At 71.4% G+C, this 13,825-nt stretch carries 8 protein-coding genes and 1 pseudogene; 6 read left to right on the top strand and 3 right to left on the bottom strand.

Features of this window, described 5'->3' with window-relative positions:
- Positions 1-23 precede the first annotated feature (23 nt).
- From ACFUNE_RS33990 to ACFUNE_RS33980, 3 genes and pseudogenes are all read left to right on the top strand, one after another.
- A pseudogene (locus ACFUNE_RS33990) lies at positions 24-1,301 on the top strand (acetyl-CoA C-acetyltransferase).
- Between the two features lie 230 nt (positions 1,302-1,531).
- Positions 1,532-3,454: an AMP-dependent synthetase/ligase gene (locus ACFUNE_RS33985; RefSeq protein ID WP_383576103.1), complete on the top strand. Its 1,923-nt coding sequence runs from the start codon at positions 1,532-1,534 to the stop codon at positions 3,452-3,454.
- Positions 3,455-3,718: 264 nt separating this feature from the next.
- The gene (locus ACFUNE_RS33980; RefSeq protein WP_383576100.1) at positions 3,719-5,287 is read left to right on the top strand and encodes an APC family permease; all 1,569 of its coding nucleotides are present in this window, start codon (positions 3,719-3,721) and stop codon (positions 5,285-5,287) included.
- 5 nt (positions 5,288-5,292) lie between these two features.
- Here the strand turns inward: ACFUNE_RS33980 and ACFUNE_RS33975 are convergent, their stop codons facing one another.
- On the bottom strand, positions 5,293-6,024 hold the full coding sequence (locus ACFUNE_RS33975) for a siderophore-interacting protein (RefSeq protein ID WP_383576098.1): 732 nt from the start codon (positions 6,022-6,024) through the stop codon (positions 5,293-5,295).
- A gap of 181 nt (positions 6,025-6,205) precedes the next feature.
- On the opposite strand from ACFUNE_RS33975, the gene ACFUNE_RS33970 reads away from it, so the two are divergent.
- A complete protein-coding gene (locus ACFUNE_RS33970) occupies positions 6,206-7,051 on the top strand; it encodes an LLM class F420-dependent oxidoreductase (RefSeq protein WP_383576095.1) in 846 nt (281 codons plus the stop codon).
- Positions 7,052-7,187: 136 nt separating this feature from the next.
- The gene (locus ACFUNE_RS33965; protein ID WP_383576092.1) at positions 7,188-8,672 is read left to right on the top strand and encodes a peptidoglycan D,D-transpeptidase FtsI family protein; all 1,485 of its coding nucleotides are present in this window, start codon (positions 7,188-7,190) and stop codon (positions 8,670-8,672) included.
- Between the two features lie 71 nt (positions 8,673-8,743).
- Here ACFUNE_RS33965 and ACFUNE_RS33960 read toward each other — a convergent pair whose 3' ends face one another.
- Both ACFUNE_RS33960 and ACFUNE_RS33955 read right to left on the bottom strand, forming a co-directional pair.
- Positions 8,744-9,922, bottom strand: coding sequence for a hypothetical protein (locus tag ACFUNE_RS33960; protein ID WP_383576089.1), 1,179 nt, complete (start codon positions 9,920-9,922; stop codon positions 8,744-8,746).
- Between the two features lie 180 nt (positions 9,923-10,102).
- A complete protein-coding gene (locus ACFUNE_RS33955; protein ID WP_383576087.1) occupies positions 10,103-10,936 on the bottom strand; it encodes an HAD family hydrolase in 834 nt (277 codons plus the stop codon).
- Positions 10,937-11,055: 119 nt separating this feature from the next.
- Between ACFUNE_RS33955 and ACFUNE_RS33950 the strand changes: the two genes are divergently transcribed.
- Positions 11,056-13,632 (top strand): bifunctional FO biosynthesis protein CofGH, encoded by a 2,577-nt coding sequence (locus ACFUNE_RS33950; protein WP_383576085.1) that lies wholly within the window; start codon positions 11,056-11,058, stop codon positions 13,630-13,632.
- Positions 13,633-13,825: the final 193 nt, after the last annotated feature.

The following is a 13,825-nucleotide window of genomic DNA, read 5'->3' as shown; positions in this document are numbered from 1 at the left end:
GGGTCAGGAGTTGTCGAGATGAGTTGGTCGAGTTGATTCCCCTCCCCCTCCCGCAGCCGCGCCGGGTCGCGGTCGTCGGCGGCAGCCGCATCCCGTTCGCCCGTTCCGACGGCCCCTACGCGTAGGCGTCGAACCAGGACCTGCTGACCGCCGCCCTGGACGGACTCGTGGACCGCTTCGGCCTGCGGGGACAGCAGGTCGGCGAGTTCGTCGCCGGAGCGGTGCTCAAGCACAGCCGGGACTTCAACCTGGCGCGCGAGACCGTCCTGGGATCCGCCCTCGACCCGCGTACGCCCGCCTACGACATCCAACAGGCGTGCGGCACCGGTCTCCAGGCCGTCGTCGCCGCGGCCAACAAGATCGCGCTCGGCGCGGTCGACTCGGCGATCGCGGGCGGCGCGGACACCACGAGCGACGCGCCGCTCGGCGTCAACGACCGGCTGCGCAGGATCCTGCTGGAGGCGCGCCGCGCGAAGTCGGCGAGCGCCCGCGTCAGGGCCCTGGCCGCCGTCCGGCCCCGCCACCTCGTCCCGGACATCCCGCGCAACGCCGAGCCCCGTACCGGCCTTTCGATGGGTGAGCACGCGGCGGTCACCGCCCGGAAGTGGGGTGTGACGCGCGAGGACCAGGACCTGCTGGCCGCCACCAGTCACCAGCGGCTGGCCGCCGCGTACGACCGGGGCTTCCTGGACGACCTCGTCGTCCCGTACCTCGGCCTGGACCGCGACCAGAATCTGCGCCCCGGCTCCACGGTGGAGAAACTCGCTACCCTGAAGCCGGTGTTCGGGGCCGGCCACCCCGACGCGACCATGACCGCGGGCAATTCGACGCCGCTCACCGACGGCGCGGCCACCGTGCTGCTGGCGAGCGAGGAGTGGGCCGAGGCGCACGGCCTGGAGCCGCTGGCCTTCCTGTCGGTGTACGAGACGGCCGCCGTGGACTACGTGCACGGTGAGGACGGTCTGCTGATGGCGCCCGCGTACGCCGTGCCGCGGATGCTGGAGCGTGCCGGGCTGGGCACCGAGGACTTCGACCTCTTCGAGATCCACGAGGCCTTCGCCTCCCAGGTGCTCGCCACCCTGGCGTCCTGGGAGGAGCAGGGGCTCGCGCCCGTCGACAGGGACAAGCTGAACGTGGCCGGATCGTCCCTCGCCACCGGCCATCCCTTCGCCGCGACGGGTGCGCGGATCGTTGCGACCCTCGCCGCGCTGCTCGCGGAGCGGTCCACGCCCGGCCGGGGCCTGATCTCGGTCTGTGCCGCGGGCGGGCAAGGGGTCACCGCCGTCCTGGAACGCCCCTGACCCACACAGGACCTGCATGCCGGAACGCCCCTGACCCACACAGGACCTGCATGCCGGAACGCCCTGACCTCCACAGGGCCGCTGCATCCTGGAACGCCCCCCGGGCCGCACCGGATCCGCGGCCGCACCCCGCCCATCCGTACGTGAACGACCCCGCGCACCCAGCAGCCGCCCCGGCGCCGGACCCCAGGGACGGGGCCGGGGCCGGACCCCACGACGAGGAGCCGCCCGTGTCCACGCCCGCCCCCGCCGCCGCCGTATCCGCCGCGCCCACCGTTCCCGTCCTGGTCGAGCCGACCAAGGTCAGGGCGGCGGACGGCACCGTACGGGAAGTCTCCGTGCCGCCGCTCGCGCCGACCGTGCGGCGTGGTTCGCTCGCCGAGATCCCCTTCGACAACGCCCTCCAGGCTCCGGCCGAGGCGGTCCTCAGCCGCAAGCAGACGGACGGCAGCTGGCGGGACGTGACCGCCGCCGCCTTCGCCGAGGAGGTCCTGGCGGTCGCCAAGGGCCTGATCGCGGAGGGGCTCCGGAGCGGGGACCGGATCGCGATCATGGCCCGTACGACCTACGAGTGGACGCTGCTCGACTTCGCGTCCTGGGCGGCCGGACTGGTCACCGTGCCCGTCTACCCCACCTCCTCGGCCTTCCAGACACGCTGGATCCTCCAGGACTCCGGAGCCGTCGCCTGTGCCGTCGAGACGAAGGAGCAGGGGCGGCTGGTCAGCCAGGAACGGCAGCAGCTCGGGGACCTCGCGCACCTCTGGCAGTTCGACACGGGCGCGATCGGCCGGCTGAAGTCGCTCGGCAAGGACGTGCCCGACGCGGCCGTCGCCGCCCGTCGCGCGGCCCTGCAGCCGGACAGCCCCGCCACCCTCATCTACACCTCCGGCACCACGGGCAGGCCCAAGGGCTGCGTCCTGACGCACGGGAACTTCTTCGCCGAGGTCGACAACGCGATCGAGCTGCTCCACCCGGTCTTCAAGTCGGTGTCGAAGGAGCCCGCGTCCACCCTCCTGTTCCTGCCCCTGTCCCATGTCTTCGGCAGGATGGTGGCGATCGGCTGCCTGCGCGCCCGGGTGCGGCTGGGTCATGCGCCGTCCATCCGGACCGAGGACCTGCTCGCCGATCTGGGCGGCTTCGAACCGACGTTCCTGCTGGCCATCCCGTACGTCCTGGAGAAGGTCTACAACACCGGCAGGGCCACCGCCGAGAAGATGGGCCGCGCCTCGTCCTTCGACCGCGCCGCCCGGATCGCGCGGCGTTACGGGGAGGCGGTCGAGGCCGCCGAGCACGGCACCGGCCCCGGCCCGGGACTCGGGCTGCGCGCGGCCCGTGCCCTGTACGACCCGCTGGTCTACCGCCGTATCCGTGCGGCGCTGGGCGGTCGCGTCCGGTACGCGATCTGCGGCGGCTCCCCGCTGGGCCGCCGGCTCGCCGCGTTCTACGCCGGCGCGGGCATAGAGATCTTCGAGGGCTACGGCCTGACCGAGACCACCGCCGCGGCCACGGTCACCCCGCCGCTCAGGCCCCGCCTGGGCACGGTGGGCTGGCCGCTGCCGGGCACGGCCGTGCGCATCGCGGACGACGGTGAGGTGCTGCTCAGTGGCGGCCAGGTCTTCCAGGGCTACTGGGACACCGAACGCGGCGAGGCCGCGCCGTATCCGGAGGACGACTGGTTCGCCACGGGCGACCTGGGGGCCCTGGACCAGGACGGCTACCTGACGATCACCGGCCGCAAGAAGGACATCATCATCACGTCCGGTGGCAAGAACGTCGCCCCCGCCCCGCTGGAGGACTGGCTGCGCGCCCATCCCCTGGTCAGCCAGTGCATGGTGGTCGGGGACAACCGGTCGTTCATCAGTGCCCTGATCACGCTGGAGGCGGACGGGCTCGCCCACTGGCGCCGGATGCGGAAGAAGGAGGGCGTCCCGCTGCGGGAGCTCGTCCACGACGAGGAGCTGCTCGCCGCGCTCCAGCGTGCGGTCGACGAGGCCAACAGGCTCGTCTCGCGTGCCGAGTCCATACGCAAGTTCACCGTTCTGCCGGGGGACTTCACGGAGCAGAGCGGCCACCTCACCCCGTCGCTGAAGCTGAAGCGGGACGCGATCACCCGGGACTTCGACGCGGAGATCGAGGAGTTGTACCGGAAGTAGCCGTACCCGGCGGACTGCCGGGCCCGCGGCCCGGAGCGACCTCGTGATCCGGGCCGCGGGAAATTTTTGAACTGCCCCAAAACGGACAGTGGTGCGGTTCTCGTATACGTTCCAGCTTCATTCTGGAGCGTTGATTGCAAGGCTCAGTTCATTTACGGCCTTGGATGTGTCGGCCCAACTGCGGCTGCGTACCGACGAGTCAAGGGTGAGACGTTGGAGTCTCACCCTCCGGATATGGAAATCGCAGCGCATAGCGTCCTCTCCATGACAGACCTGGACGCGCGGCCACGGGCCGGAGACACGGTACGGGGCGGCGCCCCGGCCGACGGCGGCGTACGTGAGAAGGGCCTCGGCGGGAACAGCGTCGGCCTGATGGGCAGCGCGGTCCTCGGCATCTCCACCGTCGCCCCGGTGTACTGCCTGACCTCGACCCTCGGATCGACCGCCGGCGAGGTCGGTGTGCAGATGCCCGCCGTCTTCCTGGCCGGGTTCCTCCCGATGCTGCTGGTCGCCTTCGCGTACCGGGAGCTCAACAAGGCCGTGCCGGACTGCGGCACCTCGTTCACCTGGACGGTGAAGGCCTTCGGCCCGCGCCTCGGGTGGATGTGCGGCTGGGGGCTGGTGATCGCCACGATCATCGTCCTGTCGAACCTCGCCGGTGTCGCCACCTCCTACTTCTGGCTGCTGGCCGGCGAGGTCAGCGGAAGCGACTCCGTCGCCGCCCTGGACGACAGCAAGCCCGTCCACATCCTCACGTGCCTCGTCCTGATCGCCGTCGCGACGGCGATCAGTTACCGGGGGATGACGGCCACCAAGGGCCTCCAGTACACCCTCGTGGCGCTCCAGCTCGTGGTCCTCGCGGTGTTCGTGGCGATGGCCGTGCAGAAGGCCGGCAGCGGCGACTTCGCCGCGACGTCGACGGACTTCTCCTGGTCGTGGCTGAATCCCTTCGCCGTCCGGTCCTTCGCCGCCTTCACGGCCGGACTGTCCCTCTCGATCTTCATGTTCTGGGGCTGGGACACCTGTCTCACCGCCAACGAGGAGACCACCGGAGCCGAGAAGACACCCGGCCGCGCGGCCCTCATCGCGATGGTCGTCCTGGTCGCCTCCTACCTCGCGACGGGCATCGCCGCCCAGATGGCCGTCGGCAGCGGCGGCTCGGGGCTGGGCCTCGCCAACCCGGACACCTCCGACAACGTCTTCGCCGCCCTGGCCGGCCCGGTCATGGGTCCCGGCCTGGGCGTCCTCCTCTTCCTGGCGGTGCTGGCCTCCGCCGCCGCGAGCCTGCAGACGACCTTCATCCCGGTGGCGCGCACGGTCCTGGCGATGGCGTCCTACGAGGCCCTGCCCGCCTCGTACGCCCGGGTCCACCCGCGCTTCCGGACCCCGGGCAGGGCCACGGTCGTGGCCGGTGTCGCGACCGGCGTGTTCTACACGGTCATGACCCTGGTCAGCGAACACGTCCTGGTCGACACGATCTACGCGCTCGGGCTGATGATCTGCTTCTACTACGCGCTGACGGCCTTCGCCTGCGCCTGGTACTTCCGTGCCGAACTCACCCGGTCCGCCCGTGACCTCGTCTTCAAGGGCCTGTTCCCTGTCGTCGGCGGCATCCTGCTCACGGCCGTCTTCGGCAAGACCCTCTACGACATGTGGGACCCGGCGTACGGCTCCGGATCCTCCGTCCTCGGCGTCGGCTCCGTCTTCGTCATCGGCGTCGGGCTGCTGCTGCTCGGCGCGGTGCTGATGGAGGGCATGCGGCGGCGCAGCCCCGCGTTCTTCCGCGGTGAGGTGCTCACGAAGGAGACCCCGGCGTTCGTGGTCGAGGACTGAGCGGCTCAGCCGGCGCGCCAGTAGCCCAGCGCGTGCACCCGGTCCCGGGGGAGGGCCAGTTCCTTGCGGGCGTAGGAGCCCAGGGCCCGGGTGGTCGCGGTGTCGCAGGCGATCCAGATGTACGCGTCCGAGGCGTCCTCGCCGAGCAGGCCGGGCAGGGAGGCCTTCACCTCGGCGACCAGGTGCGCTCCCGCGTCGCGGCGCGGGACGGTGCGCAGGGTGTGGTGGGACGGGTCCAGCCGGAACGGCAGCTTCTCGTCCGGGGCGTGCGCGGTCTCGCACCAGATCGTCGCCTCGACGCCGGGGAGCGAGTCCAGCAGCGAGTTGACGGCCGGGAGCGATGCGGGGTCCCCGATGACGAAGAGCCGTGCGGGCCGCGGCTCGGGCAGGGTGAAGCGGGTGCCCTGGAGGGTGGCGTCGATCGTGTCGCCGGGCCGCGCGGAGCGGGCCCAGTCGCTCGCGGTGCCGTCGTGGAGGGCGAATTCCAGACTGAACGTCCCGGCGGCCGGGTCGGGGTCGACGAGGGTGTAGCCGCGCTGGTGCGGCCTGCCGTCCCGCTCGAACCAGAGCCTGACCCACATGGTCGGGTGCGCGCCGCCCGTCGCCGCGAGCAGGCCGCCGTCGGTGACCGTCACCCGCCGGAAGCCCTCGGTGACCTGTTCCGCTCCGGTGACGGTGAACGTGAAGTCCTGTCCCCGGAAGAGCTTGAGGACGACGCCTTCCCAGCCGTGACCCATGACAGTTCTCCCTCGAACGACTGGCCGGAATCGAACTTAGGGTAGCCTAAGTTTTACGATTCCGGTGGAGTCCGGCGGGAGTTGCGGCCGGAATCGAGCGGTCGGGCCCGCGGAGTGAGGGCGTTGACGCGCGCGACCGCATACCGTGGATCCGTCACGGACGACGACGGAGGTGCCTCGCATGCGGATCGCCACAACGATCTTCCTCACCGACGAGACGATCACGCCGGTCCGGCTCGCGCGCGAGCTGGAGCAGCGGGGATTCGGCGGCCTGTACCTGCCGGAACACACCCACATCCCCGTCAGCAGGGACACGCCCTACCCGGCGGGCGGCGAACTGCCCGCCGAGTACGGCCGGACCCTCGACCCCTTCGTCGCCCTGGGGCAGGCGGCGGCCGTCACCGAGCGGCTGGCCCTCGGTACGGGCATCACGCTGATCGCCCAGCACGACCCCATCGACCTGGCGAAGCAGGCCGCCACGCTCGACCACCTCTCCGGCGGCCGCCTCACGCTCGGCATCGGCTTCGGCTGGAATGTGGAGGAGGCCGCCGACCACGGGGTGGAGTGGGCGACCCGGCGTGCGCTCGGCAGTGACCGGCTCGCGCTGATGCGCGCCCTGTGGGCGGAGGAACCCACGGCGTACGAGGGAGAGTTCGGCTCGGTCCGGGCGAGCCACGCCTACCCGAAGCCGGTGCAGAAGGCGCGGGGCCCGGTGAACGGCCCGCGCACCCTGATCGGCGGGGCGGCCGGGCCGAAGCTGTTCGCGCAGATCGCCCGGGACGCGGACGGCTGGCTGCCGATCGGTGGCCGAGGACTGTCGGAGTCCGTGCCGAAACTGCGTGCGGCCTGGGAGGAGGCGGGGCGCGATCCGGAGCAGCTCCAGGTGGTGCCCTATGCCGTCCGGCCCGCCCCAGGGAAGCTGGCGTACTACGCGGACCTGGGCATCGACGAGGTCGTCCTGCAACTTCCCCCGGCCGAGGAGGCCGAGGTGCTGCGCGCGCTGGACGCGTATGCGGCGTACTTGTGAGGGGGCGGTGGCCGGAAAGCCACCAGAGGTGATCGTCCGGTGCAACCGCCGACGCTAAAATCGCATCTATCACCTCCGGACATCAATGGTGCGGCCCGCGTGCGTGTGTACCCGGCTGCCTGGGAGCGGGAGCACGATGAACAGGCCGTTGCGGCACATAGCCATCTTCTGTGGGCTGCTGATGCTGGCCCTGCTGATCAGGACCAACTGGCTTCAGTACGCCAAGAGTGAAGAGCTGGCCACCCACGAGCACAACCGGCGGGTGAAGATCACGCAGTTCGCCACCCCGCGGGGCGACATCATCGTGGGCGGCAAGGCGATCACGGGGTCGAAGGAGGTCCAGGGGACCGACTTCAAGTACCAGCGCACCTTCAAGCAGGGCGCGATGTACGCACCCGTCACCGGCTACGCCTCCCAGGCGCAGGGCATGTCCCTCCTGGAGAAGACGTACGACAGCATCCTCAGCGGCCAGGACGAGCGGTTCGCCTTCCGTCACGCCAAGGACATCCTCACGGGTGAGGAGCGCAGGGGCGGCGACGTGGTCACCACCATCGACCCCAAGGCGCAGGAGACGGCCTACAAGGGCCTGACCGACCTCGACGCCCGGGGCGCCGTCGTCGCCCTCGAACCGGCGACCGGCAAGGTGCTCGCCCTGGTCTCGACCCCCTCGTACGACCCCTCGGTCTTCGCGGGCAACTCCTTCAAGGAGGGCGACAAGTTCCAGTCGCTGGTCGACGAGAAGGGCAAGCCGCTGGCCAACCGCCCGCTTCGTGAGACCTTCCCGCCCGGTTCCACCTTCAAGATCCTCACGGCCGCCGCGGCCCTGGAGCACGGCGTCGTCACGGACGTGAACGCCCGGTCCGACGCCCGTTCCCCGTACAGGCTGCCGCTGTCATCAAGCACGATCGGCAGTGAGGCGGGCGACGCGGTCTGCGACAAGGCGTCGCTGAAGACGGCCATGCAGTACTCCTGCAACAACGTCTTCCTGGACGCCGCCCTCAAGGTGGGCGACGAGGGGATGCGCGAGACGGCCGAGAAGTTCGGCTTCAACGAGGACGTCTACTCCGAAGCCTTCGGCGACATGCTCGCCACGAAGAGCCTCTACCCCCAGGAGCTGGACAAGCCCGGCACCGCCCTCACCGGCATGGGCCAGGGCAGCCTCACCAGCACCCCGATGCAGATGGCGATGATCACGGCGGCCCTCGCCAACAACGGCAAGCTGATGCAGCCGTACATCGTGGACAAGCTGCAGGGCCCGGACCTGTCCATCCTGGAGGAGCACGAGCCGCAGCTCATGAGCCAGGCCGTCTCGGAGGAGACGGCGAAGAAGGTCCAGGAGATGATGGAGTTCACCGCCAAGGAGGGCAGCGCCCAGCGCGCCCTGATCGACGGTGTGACGGTGGGCGGCAAGACCGGTACGGCTCAGCGCGGCAACGACGTGACCAAGGAGGTCCCGTACGGCTGGTTCGTCTCCTACGGCAAGGCCTCCGACGGGCGGTCGGTCGCGGTCGCGGTCTTCATCGACCCGACGGCGATGGACATCTCCCGCTCGGACATCTCGGGTGGCGGCCTCGGCGGCCCCATCGCGCGGAAGGTGATGCAGGCGGTGCTGGGCAAGTAGCGCCCGCCCCGCTGGACACGGCAGCCCCCGCCCGACTTCGACACGTCGTCGACTCCGGGCGGGGGCTGCTGTCATGCGACGGGCTTCTCCGGCCGGTCCGCCGGGGCGGGTTCCGGTGCGGGGGCGGACGGTACGGGCTCGGCAGCCCCGGCTCCGCCCCCGGCCAGTCGCAGCACCGTGACAGCGGCGAGGCCCGCCAGGAGGCCCCAGGTGAGGGCGGCCGGTACGTGGCCGCCGAGGGCGCCGTTCAGGTACTGCCACGCCCGCCGCCCGCCCGCGTCCGCCCCGATCACCGCGCATTGGAACAGCTGGGACGTCAGCAGCCCGATGGCCGTCGCGCAGAATCCGCCGACCGCCATCGCCGGCACGGTCACCCGGGTCAGGAGGACGGGCAGCAGCCGCAGCGCCCACCACACCACCACGAGCAGCAGCACGTCGGCGAGCCGGTAGAGGGCCCATTGGAGGACCGAGCCGCCGACCGGTCCGCCGACCGGAGGCGACCAGCCGCCCAGCAGGAGCCAGGCGCGCAGGAGGTCGCCCGGTTCGGCGAGGAGCCCGCCGGACACCCAGGCCGTCTGGATGGACGCGGCCACCGACTCGTAGGAGAGGACCACCAGGGACAGCGCTACGACGGCGGTGCCGACGGTCGCGGCGAGGCGGGCCGCCCGCCGGGGGGCGGACGTCAGGGGCGGTGTAGCCGCTCCCTCGGTGGTGATCCGTGCCACGAGCACGGTGACCACCGCCGCGACGAACGAGGCGATCACGGTGATCTGCTGCCCGGAGGAGGCCAGGCCCGCCAACTGGGGCAGGACCCGGTAACTGCCCCGTCCGTTCGAGGCGATCAGCCAGGGCGCGGAGACGGTCGCCGCGAGAGCTCCGGCGGCCATGCCCCAGGCCCACAGCGCCGGCAGCAGGGCGGGCATCCGGCCCTTCACCGGAGGCAGCCTGCGCACGAGGAGCAGTGCCCCCGGTACGAAGAAGACGAAGAGTGCGGCGAACCGGATCTGCATCGCCGTCTCGTGCAGGGTGCGATAGCGCGAGGCATCCGCACCACCCGACCCGGCGGAGCCGGGCGGATCGTACGACCAGGGCGAGAGCCAGTACTGCAGATCGGCGACCGCCTGGCCGCCCAGCGTGTCGGTGGCACCCTGCAGGTGCAGCACGCTCACACTCGCCCCCGCCCACCAGAGCAGCGCCGTGAGCAGCAGCGCCCCGGCCAGGACCGGTATCGCCGCGCGTCTGTAGGTCATGGACGTCCCCCGATGTGATCGCACCCCGTGAATTCCCTCTGGCGGGAGGAGAGTACGGGGCGGTGATCACACGACGGTCACGGCGGGCCAGGGCCATGACGAGGGCGGCGGTCGGTCCGTGGCCGGACGGGCGGATGCCGCACACGGCAGGGGAATGTGGTCCATGCCCCCGCCCGGGGATCAGGTCCGCGACTCCTCGGGCGGACCGGACCGCTCCGCAGGAGTGGACGGCTCGGGCCGCACGGCGTGCAGCCGGCCGGAGCGCGCGGAGTGGCCGGGGGGCGTGGCCTGCTCGGGAAGTGCGGGCTCCGCGTGGGGCGCGCGCGGCGCGGGGTGCTCCCGGGGGACGGCATACGGCTTCCGTCGTCCGGCGGCGGTTCCGCCCAGCAGCGCCGGGAGTTCGGTCAGGGCGCTGATCCGCCAGTCCGCCGTCTCCATGACGTCCGGGTGGTCCGCCCACCAATGACCGTACGGGCCACGGCGGATGTGGGCCGTGCGCAGTCCCGACGACTTCGCCGGGAACAGGTCGTCGGCCGGGTGGTCGCCCACGTGGAGCGTGGCCTCCGGCGCGGCCCCCGACACCTCCAGCACGCGGGTGAAGAACTCCCGGTCCGGCTTGGAGACGCCCCACTCCTCCGAGGTGACGACCAGGTCCGCCGGCAGGTCCAGGGCTCGGAGCAGCTCTCCGGCCCGGGCCGTCCGGTCGCCCGCGATCACGACCCGCAGCCCGAGCGCACGCAGTTCGGCCAGCGCGGGGCGGACGTCGGGGTAGAGGTCGGTCTCGTCCAGGTGCTCTCTGCGGCCCGCCGCCGCGCGGGCCTGGTACGCCTCGGTGACGTCCATGCCGGGGCGCAGGATGCGCAGGGCGTCCGAACCGTCGCGGCCCTGTGCGACCGCGGCGCCGACCAGCGCGCTGACGGTGTGCGGCGGGACGCCGAGCCAGTCGGCCCACGAGGCCCAGTGGCGGTCGTCGCGGACGAGGGTTTCTCCGATGTCGAAGACGATCGTTTCCATCACCTCTCCTAACCTACGGGGCAACCAGGACATAACGGCCAAGGCGCCAGTGTGGAGGGGTGATCGGGCCGTGTGGAGGCCCTCGTCCGGAAGGAGGGACGCGCTCGTATGCTCGGATCATGACCGATCCTCAGCGCCCCACGACCAACGCCATGCGGCGCGCCCTCCGGCGGGCCCGCGACGGTGTCGCACTCGACGAGACCGAGGCCGCCGTCCTGCTCCAGGCGCGGGGGGACGACCTGACCGATCTCGCCGCGTCCGCCGCCCGGGTGCGGGACGCGGGGCTCGACGCGGCGGGCAGGCCAGGAGTCATCACGTACTCCCGCAAGGTCTTCATCCCGCTGACCCGGCTCTGCCGTGACACCTGCCACTACTGCACCTTCGTCACTGTGCCGGGCAAGCTCCGCAAGGCGGGGCACGGGATGTTCATGTCGCCGGACGAGATCCTGGACGTCGCCCGCAAGGGCGCCGAAATGGGCTGCAAGGAAGCCCTGTTCACGCTCGGCGACCGGCCCGAGGACCGATGGCCCGAGGCGCGGGAGTGGCTGGAGGCGGAGGGCTACGACGACACCCTCGCGTACGTGCGCGCCATGGCGATCCGCGTCCTGGAGGAGACGGGGCTGCTGCCGCACCTGAACCCGGGTGTCATGACGTGGACGGACCTGCAGAGGCTGAAGCCCGTCGCCCCCTCCATGGGCATGATGCTGGAGACGACGGCGACCAGGCTGTGGTCGGACAAGGGCGGCCCCCACTACGGCTCCCCGGACAAGGAGCCGGCCGTCCGGCTGCGGGTGCTGGAGGACGCGGGCCGGTCCAACGTGCCGTTCACCACGGGCATCCTGATCGGGATCGGCGAGTCGTACGAGGAGCGGGCCGACTCCCTCTTCGAACTGCGCAAGACGGCCCGCGCCTACCACGGCATCCAGGAAGTCATCGTCCAGAACTTCCGCGCCAAGCCGGACACCGCGATGCGCGGGATGCCGGACGCAGAGCTGGAGGAGCTGGCCGCCGCGATTGCCGTCGCCCGCCACATCCTCGGCCCCTCCGCCCGGATCCAGGCCCCGCCCAATCTCGTCGACGCCGAGTACGCCCTGCTGATCGGCGCGGGCATCGACGACTGGGGCGGGGTCTCGCCCCTCACCCCGGACCATGTGAACCCCGAGCGCCCCTGGCCGCACATCGACGAACTGGCGGCCCGCACGGCCGAGTCCGGCTTCCAGCTGCGTGAACGGCTCACCATCTATCCGGAGTTCATCCAGCGCGGGGAGCCCTGGCTCGATCCGCGCCTCCTCCCGCACGTGCGGGCCCTCGCGGACCCGGCGACGGGCCTCGCGAAGGAGGGCGCGATCCCGGTGGGGCTGCCCTGGCAGGAGCCCGACGAGGGCTTCAACGCCTCCGGCCGCACCGACCTGCACCGCACCATCGACACGGACGGCCGCACCGGCGACCGGCGCGACGACTTCGACGAGGTCTACGGCGACTGGGGTGCCCTGCGCGAGGCCGCCGCCCCCGGCATGGTCCCCTCCCGGATCGACACCGACGTACGCCAGGCCCTGAGCCAGGCCGCCGACGACCCCACGAAGCTCACCGACGACCAGGCCCTCGCCCTGCTCCACGCCGACGGTCCGGCCCTCGACGAGCTGTGCCGGATCGCGGACACCCTGCGCCGCGACGTCGTCGGTGACGAGGTCACCTACATCGTCACCAGGAACATCAACTTCACCAACGTCTGCTACACCGGCTGCCGCTTCTGCGCCTTCGCCCAGCGGCGCACGGACGCCGACGCCTACACCCTCTCCCTTGACCAGGTCGCCGACCGCGCGGCGCAGGCCTGGGACGTCGGCGCGGTCGAGGTCTGCATGCAGGGCGGCATCCACCCGGACCTGCCCGGCACCGCCTACTTCGACATCGCGCGCGCGGTGAAGGAACGCGTCCCCGGCATGCACGTCCACGCCTTCTCGCCGATGGAGGTCGTCAACGGGGCTAGCCGTACGGGGATGTCCGTCCGTGACTGGCTGACCTCCGCCAAGGAGGCCGGTCTCGACTCGATCCCGGGCACGGCGGCGGAGATCCTCGACGACGAGGTCCGCTGGATCCTCACCAAGGGAAAGCTGCCGACGGCCGACTGGCTGAACGTCATCCGCACGGCGCACGAAACGGGCCTGCGCTCCTCGTCCACGATGATGTACGGCCACGTCGACCAGCCCCGCCACTGGCTCGGCCACTTCAGGACGTTGGCCCGCCTCCAGCAGGAGACGGGCGGCTTCACGGAGTTCGTCACGCTGCCCTTCATCCACACCAACGCCCCGGTCTACCTCGCGGGCATCGCCCGTCCCGGGCCCACCGACCGGGACAACCGGGCCGTCACCGCTATGGCGCGGCTGCTGCTGCACCCGCACATCACCAACATCCAGACCAGCTGGGTCAAGCTCGGCGCGGAGGGCGCGGCCGAGATGCTCCGCTCGGGTGCGAACGACCTCGGCGGGACCCTGATGGAGGAGACCATCTCCCGTATGGCGGGCTCCAGTTACGGCTCGTACCGCTCGATCCAGGACCTCGTCGCCATCGCCGACCTCGCGGGCCGCCCCGCGAAGCCGCGTACGACGCTGTACGGCGAGGTGCCCGAGGAGCGGGTCACGGCCGCGGCGGCCTCGGACGGCCACCTGCCGGAGCTGCTGCCGGTGCTGCCGCAGTAGCGGTACACGGGCCGCTTCCGGAGCCGCACGGCCTGGCTCCGGGAGCGGCTGCTCGCAACTGCCGCTCTGCATAGGTCACTCACATGGGTGATCTGGCCCTTTCGGGCGGGGATGAGTGGCATCGCAGGCATATGCTCCAGGCAAGGTCGAAGTCAGTGCTCGGGGGTGCTTCGATCATCAAAGCCACTCGCAG

Origin of the sequence: Streptomyces sp. NPDC057287, from assembly GCF_042667905.1 — a bacterium.
In the GTDB taxonomy this organism is placed as follows: domain Bacteria; phylum Actinomycetota; class Actinomycetes; order Streptomycetales; family Streptomycetaceae; genus Streptomyces.
Note: the sequence above shows the minus strand (reverse complement) of the source record. Positions and strands in the feature narration are given on the sequence as shown.